The sequence below is a fragment of the Bacillus sp. FSL L8-0193 genome (assembly GCF_037976065.1).
Lineage (GTDB): Bacteria > Bacillota > Bacilli > Bacillales > Bacillaceae > Bacillus > Bacillus paralicheniformis.
In genome coordinates this window covers 3,948,333-3,960,407 of the sequence record NZ_CP150261.1, presented here as the reverse complement: position 1 = coordinate 3,960,407, position 12,075 = coordinate 3,948,333, and the positions used below count along the sequence as shown (strand labels likewise).

At 48.1% G+C, this 12,075-nt stretch carries 13 protein-coding genes; 10 read left to right on the top strand and 3 right to left on the bottom strand.

Going from position 1 to position 12,075, the window contains the following annotated elements:
- Positions 1-11: 11 nt before the first annotated feature.
- On the bottom strand, positions 12-791 hold the full coding sequence (locus MHH76_RS19920) for an IclR family transcriptional regulator (protein ID WP_020453320.1): 780 nt from the start codon (positions 789-791) through the stop codon (positions 12-14).
- A gap of 201 nt (positions 792-992) precedes the next feature.
- On the opposite strand from MHH76_RS19920, the gene MHH76_RS19915 reads away from it, so the two are divergent.
- From MHH76_RS19915 to MHH76_RS19885, 7 genes are all read left to right on the top strand, one after another.
- Entirely contained in the window at positions 993-2,468 is a 1,476-nt protein-coding gene (locus MHH76_RS19915) for an aldehyde dehydrogenase (RefSeq protein ID WP_023857036.1), read from the top strand.
- Between the two features lie 14 nt (positions 2,469-2,482).
- The gene (locus tag MHH76_RS19910) at positions 2,483-3,268 is read left to right on the top strand and encodes a fumarylacetoacetate hydrolase family protein (protein ID WP_023857037.1); all 786 of its coding nucleotides are present in this window, start codon (positions 2,483-2,485) and stop codon (positions 3,266-3,268) included.
- Positions 3,269-3,282: 14 nt separating this feature from the next.
- A complete protein-coding gene (locus MHH76_RS19905; RefSeq protein ID WP_020453317.1) occupies positions 3,283-3,474 on the top strand; it encodes a 4-oxalocrotonate tautomerase in 192 nt (63 codons plus the stop codon).
- Between the two features lie 23 nt (positions 3,475-3,497).
- Positions 3,498-4,349 (top strand): extradiol ring-cleavage dioxygenase, encoded by an 852-nt coding sequence (locus MHH76_RS19900; RefSeq protein WP_023857038.1) that lies wholly within the window; start codon positions 3,498-3,500, stop codon positions 4,347-4,349.
- Between the two features lie 38 nt (positions 4,350-4,387).
- The gene (locus tag MHH76_RS19895; protein WP_023857039.1) at positions 4,388-5,764 is read left to right on the top strand and encodes an aromatic acid/H+ symport family MFS transporter; all 1,377 of its coding nucleotides are present in this window, start codon (positions 4,388-4,390) and stop codon (positions 5,762-5,764) included.
- Positions 5,765-5,779: 15 nt separating this feature from the next.
- Positions 5,780-6,985, top strand: coding sequence for a 4-hydroxybenzoate 3-monooxygenase (gene pobA, locus MHH76_RS19890; RefSeq protein ID WP_023857040.1), 1,206 nt, complete (start codon positions 5,780-5,782; stop codon positions 6,983-6,985).
- A gap of 104 nt (positions 6,986-7,089) precedes the next feature.
- The gene (locus MHH76_RS19885; protein WP_023857041.1) at positions 7,090-7,935 is read left to right on the top strand and encodes a biotin/lipoate A/B protein ligase family protein; all 846 of its coding nucleotides are present in this window, start codon (positions 7,090-7,092) and stop codon (positions 7,933-7,935) included.
- A gap of 169 nt (positions 7,936-8,104) precedes the next feature.
- On the opposite strand, the gene MHH76_RS19880 is transcribed toward MHH76_RS19885, so the two are convergent.
- Positions 8,105-8,434: a YjdJ family protein gene (locus MHH76_RS19880; RefSeq protein ID WP_023857042.1), complete on the bottom strand. Its 330-nt coding sequence runs from the start codon at positions 8,432-8,434 to the stop codon at positions 8,105-8,107.
- A gap of 166 nt (positions 8,435-8,600) precedes the next feature.
- A complete protein-coding gene (locus MHH76_RS19875; protein WP_023857043.1) occupies positions 8,601-9,389 on the bottom strand; it encodes an RsfA family transcriptional regulator in 789 nt (262 codons plus the stop codon).
- Positions 9,390-9,608: 219 nt separating this feature from the next.
- Between MHH76_RS19875 and MHH76_RS19870 the strand changes: the two genes are divergently transcribed.
- The 3 genes from MHH76_RS19870 (at position 9,609) to MHH76_RS19860 (ending at position 11,905) form a co-directional block, all read left to right on the top strand.
- Entirely contained in the window at positions 9,609-9,833 is a 225-nt protein-coding gene (locus tag MHH76_RS19870) for a DUF1450 domain-containing protein (protein WP_003186096.1), read from the top strand.
- Between the two features lie 239 nt (positions 9,834-10,072).
- Entirely contained in the window at positions 10,073-11,371 is a 1,299-nt protein-coding gene (locus MHH76_RS19865) for an HD domain-containing protein (RefSeq protein ID WP_023857044.1), read from the top strand.
- 30 nt (positions 11,372-11,401) lie between these two features.
- Positions 11,402-11,905 (top strand): YwgA family protein, encoded by a 504-nt coding sequence (locus MHH76_RS19860; RefSeq protein ID WP_023857045.1) that lies wholly within the window; start codon positions 11,402-11,404, stop codon positions 11,903-11,905.
- The last annotated feature ends 170 nt before the right edge of the window (positions 11,906-12,075 follow it).

The following is a 12,075-nucleotide window of genomic DNA, read 5'->3' as shown; positions in this document are numbered from 1 at the left end:
TCCCCCAATTTTTATATTCGTTTCCAGTACCCGATTCTTTCGGAAATATCCCGGGCCGCTTTTTTCACTTGGTATGCGATTTTCGCCTGCCGGGCCTTTATGCGTTCTGCCGGACCTACGACACTGACGGCGTACAACACTCGGCCCGCGTGGTTTCTGATGGGAGCTGAGATGGATGTGACACCATCAATGAATTCCCCGCAACTGACGTCAAACCCGTTTTCTTTAACGGTTTTCAACGCCTCCCTCAATTTGTCCTCGTCTGTAATCGTTTGTTTTGTACAGCTTTTCAAGCCTTCCTTCACATACTCATCCAATATGCCGTCTTCGTCAAAGGCGAGAAGCACCTTGCCCGAGCTTGTGCAATGCATCGGGTTTTGCCGCCCGATATATGAGAGAAGTTCGACAGGGCGGGGGCATTCCGTCCGATTGAGATAAACGACGCTTAGATCGCGTCGCATCGCAATATGCGACGTTTCGCCGGTCTCTTCTGTCAGCCGTTTGAGGACCGGCTGGGATTCGCGGTTGATTTCAAGAGTGGAGTTGACAATGGTGTTTAACTTCAGAACCGATAAGCCGAGCTTGTATCTTCTGGATTCCGGGTCCTTCATGACAAACCCTTCGCTTTCCAATGTAGTCAAAAGGCGCGATACTGTGCTTTTTCCGAGGCCGAGCGATGAGGCGAGTTCGGTTAGTTTCTTTTCCGGTGTCTCTAATGTAAACGATTGAAGCAGACGAAGTGCATTTTTTACTGAACCGAGCAGCTGGTGGTCCTTTGTCTCAACAGTCATAGGTTCCTCAACTCTCTCCCTTGTTTTCGTTGCCTTTTATTCCATAATATAACATGATTTTAAAAATAAAAAAGCGGAAAATATCAAATTTTCGGAAAAAATGTCTGAGTTGTTCCGCATAGAGGAACATTGCTGTTTTCTTGTCGTTTAAAATCATTTAACTTAATGGAAAGGATTTGAAAAGGAGGATGTTTGTAGAATATGAATGTTCAGACCCCATCGGCAAAACTCGTAAAACCTTTTGACTGTCAGCACTACATAAACGGCAGGTACTTTCCTTCAGAGAACGGCAGTACGTTTGACAATATCAATCCGGCTACACAGGAAATCATCGGGAGCGTTGCGGAAGGAGGCAAAAAAGAGGTCGATCTTGCAGTCGCGGCCGCAAGGCGTGCTTTAAACGGACGCTGGAAAAACATGACCGCTGACGAAAGGATTCGGATCATCAGAAAGGTCGGCGACATCATACTTGAGCGTAAAGACGAACTGGCAAGGCTCGAGACATTGGATACGGGGAAGCCGCTTTCGCTCTCAAGTAATTTAGATATTCCGCGGGCTGCTTTCAACTTTCATTTTTTTGCGGATTTTATGAGAGGAGCCGGAACAGAAGCTTATCAAACTGACGATCTTGCAATCAATTATGCGATCCGCCGTCCGGTCGGCGTCGTCGGGCTGATCAATCCGTGGAACTTGCCGCTGCTTTTGCTGACGTGGAAATTGGCGCCTTGTCTGGCGGCGGGAAATACAGCCGTCATCAAACCGGCTGAACTGACGCCGCTGACAGCCACGCTCCTCGGGGAAATCTGCCATGATGCAGGAATGCCTGACGGAGTCGTCAACATCGTCCACGGGTTTGGGCCTGATTCCGCCGGCGCTGCGCTTTCTGAGCATCTCGATGTTGATGCGATATCTTTCACGGGAGAAACGACAACCGGCAAAATCATTATGGAAGCTGCTTCGAAAACATTAAAGAAACTTTCCTTTGAATTGGGAGGAAAGAACCCGAATATTATTTTTGCCGATGCCGACATGGAGGAAGCCGTCAGCATCTCATTGAAATCGAGTTTCGTCAACCAGGGCGAAGTATGTATGAGCGGCTCCCGCATCTATGTCGAGCGGGAAGCGTATGACGAATTTCTGAACAAGTTCGTTGAGAAAACGAAAGAGCTCAAAGTCGGCGATCCTTTTGATCCGGATACGAATATCGGCGCCTTAATTTCTTCTGAACACACCGAGCGTGTGATGAACTACATCGAATTGGCCAAACGGGAAGGCGGCGTTATTTTAACCGGAGGAAAACGCCCTGAAGGACAGGAATCCGGCTGCTTTCTTGAACCGACGATTATCACCGGACTTTCCCGCAATTCCAGGCTCATCAAAGAAGAAATCTTCGGGCCGGTCGTGACGGTGATTCCGTTCGACGAAGAGGAGGAAGTTATTGCACAGGCTAATGATACACATTACGGATTAAGCGCGACCGTATGGACGAACGACCTCCGCCGGGCGCACCGCGTAGCCGGGCAAATCGAATCGGGCATGGTATGGGTCAACAGCTGGTTTCTCCGCGATCTTCGGACACCGTTTGGCGGCATGAAACAGAGCGGGCTCGGACGAGAAGGAGGCATTCACAGCCTCGAATTCTTCAGCGAATTAACCAATATTTGCATCAAGCTGTAAAAGGAGGAAAACGGATGAATGCCACAGCATTGAAGGATACGGCGCGCCTCTTGTATCTTGCTGAAACAGAGAAGCGCGAGGTTGAAAGAATCACAAAGGACTACCCGGAGCTGACCGTCGAAGAGGCGTATGCGATTCAAGAAGAACTGATTCAACTGAAATTATGGGATGGCAACGGCATTATCGGTCCGAAAATGGGCCTGACAAGCCGGGCGAAAATGGAGCAGATGAACGTCGAGGAGCCGATCTACGGTTATATTTTTGAAGATATGATCGTACCAAACGGCGGAAGCATCCGGATGAACGAGCTGATTCACCCGAAGGTTGAAGCCGAGATTGCTTTTGTGCTTGGAAAGGATATTGAAGGGCCGGGTGTTACAAAGGAGAAGGTCCTTGAAGCCGTTGCTGAATTGATTCCCGTTCTTGAAGTGATTGACAGCCGTTATGAAAACTTCTCATTTACCCTGCCTGATGTCATTGCGGACAATGCGTCATCTTCAAGGGTGGTGTTAGGTGAAAAAGTGAAGATGCCGGACCATTTCAAGCTTGATGAAGCAAAAGTCTCTTTAGTGATAAACGGCGAGGTCAAAGAGCAGGGCACTGGTGCAGCAGTTGTCGGACATCCCGCAAATTCGGCGGCCATGCTCGCCAATATGCTCTCCAGGAAGAAACAAAAGCTTGCGGCCGGAAGCATCATTTTAACGGGCGGTGTAACGGGAGCTGTCATGCTGCAGCCGGGCGACCGCGTTTCAGCACAAGTAGAAGGACTAGGAGATGTATCATTTTCAGTCCAATCATAACCTGAGGTGATCATATGCCGATCGTTCATATTCAATTATTAGAAGGCCGGCCGCCTGAAAAGGTCGAGGAAGTCATTCAAAAAGTGACGGAAACGTTGAGCGCCACCCTTGATGCTCCGAGGGAAAACGTCCGTGTTCTTGTCACCGAAATTCCTAAAAGCCACTGGGGCATAGGCGGAACACCGGTTTCAAAATTAAGACCTTAAAGAAGGCGACGGGAGGAATCTACATGTCAATCGAATTGGCGGCGCTTGTTCCGCATACACCGAGGATGTGCTTTGAAGATAAAACCCCTGACTTTCAAAAAGAGCTGGTCAAAGGGATGAAGCGGCTCTCCGGGATCATCGAAAGAATTCAGCCTGATGCCGTTGTCTTGATTTCCTGTCACTGGACGTCAAGCTTCGATCATCTGATCGATGCGGCTCCCGATCATCAAGGCGTTTTAACAGCTTTGGAGTGCCCGAATTTAATTTCCGATGTTCCGTATTCTTACCCCGGGGACACGGAATTGGCGCTGCAGTTGGCCGAAGCCGGCGCAAAAGAGGGGCTTTCCGTCATTCCTATCAACGATCCCGCCTACTGCTGGGACTACGGGACAGTTGTTCCGCTGCGCTATCTCGTTCCAAAAGGGGATATTCCGGTCATCGATTTATCGGTTACATTGGCGGCGAACCTGGAAGAAACGTATTTGTGGGGCCGGATTGCCGGAAGAGTACTGAAGGAAAGCAGAAAGAAAATCGTGTTCATCAGCAGCGGGGCACTCAGCCACCATTTGGTGAGAGGGCCCGAATGCATGCCGACTTTGGCCGAACAGGCCCTCGATGCTCAATTTTTAACCTATTTAACAGACAACGATCTTATATCTGCTCAGCAGATGCTGCCTCAATATGCTAAAAATGCCGGACTTGAAGCTGGCGGCCGTCACATTGCAATGCTTTTGGGCGTGCTTGAAGACGGATGTAAAAGCACGTTTTACGGATACGGCCAGTCTTCCGGGAGCTCCAATGTCGTCATGGCATTCGAACCTGCGGGGCAAAAAGCTCGCACGCACGCTTTCAATGAAAAAGACACCGTACGTTAAGCTGTTTTCATAATACGATTAGAATCGTGGAGGGAAACATGAAAAATCGTTCAGTTCATCCAGCAGAAATCATGGCGGCCAGCAAATTCAACAAAGTGCATCTGACTGTTTTCCTATGGTGTTTTTTCGCCATCGCCTTTGACGGTTATGATATTGCGATGTACGGCGTCAGCTTGCCGTGGCTGATGGAGGAATGGAGCCTGACCGCCATTCAAGCCGGAGCGATCGGCAGCTATACATTGATCGGTATGATGCTCGGCGCACTTATTTTTTCACCGCTCGCAGATCAATACGGCCGCAAAAAGGTGTTAGGCTTCTGTATTTTTCTGTTCAGCCTGTTTACGGCATTGGCCGGGCTGATCGATTCTCCGCTTTTGTTTACGATCATGCGGTTTCTTGCTGCTCTTGGAATGGGCGGGTTGATGCCAAATGCGATTTCGCTGATGACCGAATATTCGCCGAAAAAAAACAGAGCGGTGATCGTAGCCGCCATGTATTGCGGCTATTCCGCAGGCGGTGTGCTGGCGTCTCTCGTCGGCATGTTCGCCGTGCCCGGGACAAGCTGGAGAGTGCTGTATCTGATCGGAGCCGTGCCGCTCTTTGTGCTCCCGTTTTTTTTCAGCCGGTTCCCCGAATCTCTGTCATTTTACGTTTTGAAGAAGAAGACGAAAGCGTTGGCTGAGATTCTCAATCAGGTGCATCCGGCGGGACGGTACAGGGAAGACGACAATTATCAAATTTCGGTGATTGCGAAAGAAAAGAAGGGCTTTCCAGTTAAAAAACTGTTCGAACAAAAACGTGCAGCGAGCACATTCGCATTCTGGCTTTCCGTTTTCAGCTGCCTTCTCATGGTCTACGGCTTAAATACATGGCTTCCGAAAATGATGCAGGAGTCAGGTTACGGGCTGTCGTCAAGCTTGTCATTTAATCTGGCGCTGTGCAGCGGACAAGCCGCAGGAGCGGTACTCGGCGGATATTTGGCAGATAAGGCCGGCCATAAAAAAGTGCTTGCGGCGATGTATGTCATCGGGGCCTTTTGTTTTGCAGCGTTTGGAATGACGATGAACGCCGTTCTTCTGTACTTGCTGATTGCTTTAGGCGGAGCATGCACTGTCGGAGCGCAAAATATCGCCAATCCTTATATTTCAGAATATTATCCGAAAGAAATCAGAGCGACCGGAATCGGCTGGGCGCTCGGGGTCGGCAGACTCGGAGCGATCATTGCCCCTTCGCTGTTTGCATTGATTCTTGCTGCCGGGATGGAGCCGAAGCAGGCTTTCATGGTGTTCGCGATCCCGAGTGTTTTTGCTGCGCTTGGCATCATGCTCGTCCAAGAGAAGCATGCTTCATTTGATTTTGTCTCTAAATCGGAAAGCGCCGAGTTTACGTTAGAAGCCACATCAAAACATGGATAAAGGGAGGAAACCATTTTGCGGACACAAGTGGGAATTATCGGAGCGGGGCCTGCCGGGCTTATGCTCGCAAACCTGCTCCAACGCCGGGGAATCGAAGCGGTCGTGATCGAATCCCGCTCGCGAAAGGAGATTGAAGAAACCATCCGTGCAGGCGTTCTTGAACAGATGACGGTAGATTTGCTAAATGAAACAGGCGCCGGTGAACGGATGATGAAAACAGCCATGTTTCATCAAGGGATTGAGATCCGCTTTGGCGGCAAGCGGCACAGAATTGATATGCACAAGCTGACGGGAGGAAAGTACATTGCCATCTATCCCCAGCATGAAGTGATCAAAGATTTAATCGACGTCCGTCTGCAATCGGGAGGGCGCATCATTTTCAATGTGTCTGGCGTCCGCCTGTCAAATATTGATACAGAAGCGCCCGTCATCACTTATCAGACTGAAAACGGCGATACAGAAGAACTGACCTGCGATTTCATTGCGGGGTGCGACGGATTTCATGGGCCGAGCAGACAAAGCATTCCGAGGGAGATCCGCAAAGAGTACGAAAAGGTATACCCATACGGATGGCTCGGCATATTGGCTGAAGCCCCTCCGTCCTCGTCTGAACTTGTGTATGCCCATCATGAGGACGGGTTTGCCCTCGTCAGCACGAGGACTCCGGAAATCCAGCGGCTTTACCTGCAAGTCAGCCCTTCAGATTCAATCGGGAACTGGCCGGACGAAAGGATATGGGAGAAGCTTCATTTAAGGCTGTCGGCCGATGACGGATGGAAGCTGACTGAAGGCCCTGTGATTCAAAAGAACATTGTCTCGATGAGAAGCTTTATATGCGATCCGATGCAATACGGCAGACTGTATTTAGCGGGGGATGCCGCGCATATTGTACCGCCGACCGGTGCGAAAGGCCTGAATCTTGCGATGGCGGATGTCCAACGGCTTGCGTGGGCGCTCGAAGACTATTACGAAGCTGGCAAAACCGAACGGCTGGACCGCTATTCTGAGGCTTGCCTCCGCCGCGTCTGGAAAGCGGAGCGCTTTTCCTGGTATATGACATCCCTGCTGCACCGTCATCACGGCTACACGCCATTTGACTACCAAATTCAATTGGCTGAGCTTGACCATGTCACAACCTCAACAGCGGCCGCTCAAAGTCTTGCCGAAAATTACGTCGGGCTGCCGCTCGAATTCGGAGAACCGTCTTTAAGCGTCACATGAATGAAGGAGATGCGCCGGAGATAAGAAAAAATCCCACATCATGTTTTCGTAAATGGTATAATGGATGTTGGCTGAAATGCATAACGAAAGGGTTTACAATATATATGGCAAAGCAACCGATTGATCTACTCATCCAGCCGAAATGGAGAATTATTGACCAATCCAGCCTCGGCCCATATTTTGATGCAAAACAATCATTTGCGATAGATGATACGCTGTGCGCTTCTGTCGGAAAGGGGTTGTCTCCGGCGACGGCGCGTTCCTGGGTGCACCATGACACGATCGTGCTCGGAATTCAGGATACAAGGCTTCCTTATTTACAAGACGGGATTTCATTGCTTGAAGAAGCGGGCTATCAAGTCATCGTTCGCAATTCCGGCGGACTGGCCGTCGTTTTGGACAGCGGGGTTTTAAACGTTTCGCTGATTTTTCAGGATAAGAAAAACGGAATTGATATCGACCGGGGCTATGAAGCGATGTTTGAGCTCGTTAAGCGAATGCTGTCATCCTATGACGCAGCAATCGAAGCCTATGAAATCAAAGGCTCTTACTGTCCGGGGAGCTTTGATTTGAGCATCGGGGGAAGGAAGTTTGCGGGAATTTCCCAGAGGCGGCTGAGAGGCGGAGTGGCTGTTCAAATTTATTTATGCGCTGATCAAAGCGGAAGCGGTCGCGCTGAGCTGATCAAACGTTTCTACGACACCGCATTGAAAGACATGCGCGGGAAAACAAAAGCCATTTATCCCGATATTCGCCCGGAAACGATGGCTTCGCTCTCTGAGCTTCTCAATGAAGACATCTCGGTGCAGGACTTGATGCTCTTGCTTCTGACACAGCTGAAAGAGCTGGGCGGGGAGATTTATCAAGGCCCCCTCACGCCCGCAGAAGAAGAAGCCTATGAAAAAAACCTCGTCCGTATGATTGAGCGGAATGAAAAAGTTTTTGGATAGAAGAAGAGCCTCTGCGCTCCCGTTATATTCGTTGCCAGGCATGCTTAAAGCGGCGAAAAACCGCGGCTGCCTCTAGCGGATTGAGAAAATGCTTCATAGACGGCAAAATCCTAAAACGGTTGAACGTTTCAGGATTTTGTCACACTTCACCGCTTCCGAAGCGGTTTTTTTATGCTGCGCTCAAAGCGCTTTTTCGTTTTACATATGTTTTGATGAGAAGATAAGCCGCCAAAGCGATGATATACGCCAAACTGACAGCCATTAAAATTACGGTTGCCGGCGTATGCTTGGCCGCGTAGACGAAAAAATCAAGCTGGGAAATATCGTGTGCGTATTTTATGGAGTCCTCTCCATAGAGCAGTTTTGTAAACTTGGCTGTATATTTCCACTCCCACGGCACCTTTAAAAGCTCGCTGCCTTGATACCAGCTTGCCAATGCAGAAAACAAAAACAAAAGGGCTGCCGTGCCTAACTGAACCGCATATAAAACAAACTTCATCGAATACCCCGCCTTATAAATTGCTATCCCTATTATGAAATTTTTGTCATATGAAAGCAAGCCGCAGAGGTAAAAAATACCCCCTTTTTTCAAGAAAGGGGTATCAGCGTATCGGCATTTTTTATGCGTTTTCAGTTCTGTCTCTTTGCCGCACCCTCTGAAAGCGCTATTCAGCCATTTTTTCTAAATTGCCGTTCCGGTCCATTTTGAAGGCGGGCGCAGCGTGTTCGTCTTCTTCGAATAAAACTAGTTTTCTTGCACGGTTCATAATTTTTACGAGCGTTTCGTAGTCTTCCTGGATGGTCGACTGGTCTTTTTCCAGCTTTTTGACTTCAGCTTCAAGCTTTTCAACTTTTTTCGTCAGCTCTTCATTTTCCTGTTTTAAGCGGTCATTTTCCATTTTTAAAGCGGCAGTCTGTGCTTCGTTTCCTGTGTAGTTTTGCAGGAAGCGGATCACATCATCGATCGTCATGTCTTTCGATGAATCGGCTGAATGGCCTGCCTGCGGCTGGTTTGGCGATAGAAGGTGCGATAAACTAGCTAACTCTTCTTTAAAGCTCTCATCAACATAAGGCAGATGCTCGCTGGCGATCGGCTGCTGTTCGCTCGAATCGGCGGTTGCTTTCTGCTGCTCAATGACGCTTTCTGCAGGCGGTTCAGCCTCTGTTTCGACAGGCGGCTTGTATAATAAGCGTTTTTTCGCCGGCTGGCCGTTTCCAAGGGCGCGCATTCTTTGCTTCCTTTGTTTTTTAGCCAGTTGCAATGCTTTTTCGTATTGGTGGCGGACAACCGCGTTCCATCTAAAACCGCAGGCGGCTGATGTCCTGTTCAGTCTGTCTCCGACTTCCTCGAAGGCGTTCAGCTGTGTGCTGCCTTCTCTGACATGCCGCAATACCGTTTCAGCAAGCAGTAAATCATTCTCTTCAGACCAAGCGTCTTGTCTTTGTTTCATCACTTCTCAACTCCCATTGTCAGTATTGGTATTAGATTGTCCATTTTGGAAAATATTTATACAAGTTTGCTAAAAGAATAGGAACTGATTTTTTTAGCGCGATCCTTGCAGGAATGAAAGAATCCTTGTAAAATGAAGGATGGTGTCATTTTTTATCAAAGTTCGGCACGGTTGAATGCCTTTCATAAAGACAGATGAACAAAACGAAAGGAAGCGTATGAAATGGCTAATGAATTTCGAGTATGCGACGATTGTCAGGCCACTAATTTAAAGACGCTTTTGCCCCGTCTGAAAGAAATCGATCCGGATGCAAAAGTGGAAATCGGCTGCCAGTCTTACTGCGGGCCGGGACGAAAAAAATCGTTCGCGTTTGTCAATAATCGTCCGCTGTCAGCTCCTGATGAAGACGAGCTGATCGAAAAAGTGAAAAAGAAACTCAAAAAATAACCGCCTCCCTAACGGGTCAGGCGTTTTTGCTTGTTTGCCGGCTTTTTTGCAGTCTGGAACAAATAGCCGGGTAAATTCAAGGATGTTTTCAAAAAAGCAGACTCGATATAATAGAAACAGACCTAAAAGAAAACAAGCAGATCGGGCAATACTTACAATATACATTTAGTTCTCCGAAGAAAAAGAGACGGATGGGCAGCGATCAGTTTGCCTCACGTTTGAAAAAAAGAGGGACAAAAATGGCGTATCCAAACGGAAAATTATCAGAAGAAAAAGTGTTTAAAGACCCTGTTCACCGCTATGTCCATGTACGGGACAAGCTGATATGGGACTTGATCGGAACCCGTGAATTTCAGAGACTGCGCAGAATCAAACAGCTTGGAACGACCTATTTGACGTTTCACGGAGCCGAACACAGCCGTTTCAACCATTCTCTCGGCGTCTATGAAATTGTCAGAAGAATGGTTGATGACGTTTTTAAAGGCAGGGAGGAATGGGATGACAGCGAGCGTGATCTGTGCCTTTGCGCCGCATTGCTGCACGATTTGGGGCACGGCCCGTTTTCCCATTCGTTTGAAAAGGTCTTCCGGCTTGATCATGAAGATTTTACGAGAGCGATCATTTTAGGCGATACAGAAGTTAACCAGGTGTTAAACAAGGTGAGCCCGACGTTTGCAAAGGATGTCGCTGAGGTCATCGCGAAAACCTATCAAAACAAGCAGGTCGTCAGCCTGATCTCAAGCCAGATTGACGCTGACCGCATGGACTATCTTCAGAGAGACGCCTATTATACCGGCGTCAGCTACGGCCATTTCGATATGGAGCGGATCCTCCGCGTGATGCGGCCGCGCGAAGACCAAATCGTGATTAAGCAAAGCGGAATGCATGCCGTTGAGGATTATATTATGAGCCGGTACCAGATGTACTGGCAGGTCTATTTCCATCCTGTGACAAGAAGCGCGGAAGTGATTTTGACGAAGATTCTTCACCGTGCAAAGCAGCTTCATGAGGAAGGCTATGTTTTCACGTATGCGCCCGTGCATTTTTATTCTATTTTTGAAGGCAATGTCACATTGGAAGATTATTTGAGTCTTGATGAAGCAATCATTCTTTATTATTTTCAGGCCTGGGAAAAAGAAGAGGATGAGGTTTTGTCTGATTTATGCCGCCGGTTTATCAACCGCAGGCTGTTCCAGTATGCGGAATTCAATCCGAATGAGGAAATGGCGACTTACTTTGAACTGACCGCCTTGTTTAAAGAATCAGGGATTGATCCCGATTATTACCTTGTGGTGGATTCGTCCTCAGACCTTCCTTATGATTTCTACAGACCGGGGGAAGAAGAGGAGCGCCTCCCGATTCAATTGCTGACGCACAACGGCCAGATTAAGGAGCTGTCGCGGCAATCCGATATTGTCGATGCGATATCAGGCAAGCGGAGAACGGACCATAAGCTGTATTTCCCGCTCGATTTAATCGAAGGATTGCCTGACGGCCGTCATGCGAAAAGAATGAAAGAATTGCTCGGACTGATATAGAAAGAAAAGGATGAAGGAGATGGCGGAGATTTGTTAAAAGAACATGCAAAGCTGATGAAGGTCTTCTCGGATTCGGGGGAGATTGTCGGGCGGAAAAAGCTGCAGAAAATCATTTATATCGCAAAGAAATTGGAGCTTCCCTTTTATGAAAAGTATGATTTTCATTTTTACGGGCCCTATTCAGAGGAGCTGACGCTTCAAGTCGAAGAACTTTGCAATCTCGGATTTCTTCATGAAGTCAAAGAAAAAAAAGGCGGCTATTATCAATACCGCTATTCGCCCACTGAAGCGGGAACGCAGTTTTTGAGCCAGTGTGAGCTGGATATGCGGGATATTAAAGCCTATATAGACGACGTGAACGGCCAGTCATCGCGCTTTTTGGAACTGGTGTCGACGATTCTGTATTTTGAAGGACTGGAGCAGGAAGAGATCAGAGAAAAAGTGTTTACCGTAAAAAGCAAGCAGCGGTATACGGACGAAGAATTCGATGAAGCCGTCGCTTACATAAAAAAACTCAGAGACCTTTGTTCATAAGCCTGCCGGAAAACGGTAGGTTTTTTGTTTTGTTTTATTGTAAACATTTTGGAATTTTTGTGGGGAAATAGAAAGGAGCAGTAAACAGAACGCGTGTAATATTTCCTCTTTTTGGATGAATTGAAGGAATTTTTAGATAACTAGCAGAATCTTTCTTTCGTTCAAAAAAA

Excerpts from the sequence above, each read along its gene's own strand:
- MHH76_RS19920 (WP_020453320.1), bottom strand. The coding sequence starts at position 791 with ATGACTGTTGAGACAAAGGACCACCAGCTGCTCGGTTCAGTAAAAAAT.
- MHH76_RS19915 (WP_023857036.1), top strand. The coding sequence starts at position 993 with ATGAATGTTCAGACCCCATCGGCAAAACTCGTAAAACCTTTTGACTGT.
- MHH76_RS19910 (WP_023857037.1), top strand. The coding sequence starts at position 2,483 with ATGAATGCCACAGCATTGAAGGATACGGCGCGCCTCTTGTATCTTGCT.
- MHH76_RS19905 (WP_020453317.1), top strand. The coding sequence starts at position 3,283 with ATGCCGATCGTTCATATTCAATTATTAGAAGGCCGGCCGCCTGAAAAG.
- MHH76_RS19900 (WP_023857038.1), top strand. The coding sequence starts at position 3,498 with ATGTCAATCGAATTGGCGGCGCTTGTTCCGCATACACCGAGGATGTGC.
- MHH76_RS19895 (WP_023857039.1), top strand. The coding sequence starts at position 4,388 with ATGAAAAATCGTTCAGTTCATCCAGCAGAAATCATGGCGGCCAGCAAA.
- MHH76_RS19885 (WP_023857041.1), top strand. The coding sequence starts at position 7,090 with ATGGCAAAGCAACCGATTGATCTACTCATCCAGCCGAAATGGAGAATT.
- MHH76_RS19880 (WP_023857042.1), bottom strand. The coding sequence starts at position 8,434 with ATGAAGTTTGTTTTATATGCGGTTCAGTTAGGCACGGCAGCCCTTTTG.
- MHH76_RS19870 (WP_003186096.1), top strand. The coding sequence starts at position 9,609 with ATGGCTAATGAATTTCGAGTATGCGACGATTGTCAGGCCACTAATTTA.
- MHH76_RS19865 (WP_023857044.1), top strand. The coding sequence starts at position 10,073 with ATGGCGTATCCAAACGGAAAATTATCAGAAGAAAAAGTGTTTAAAGAC.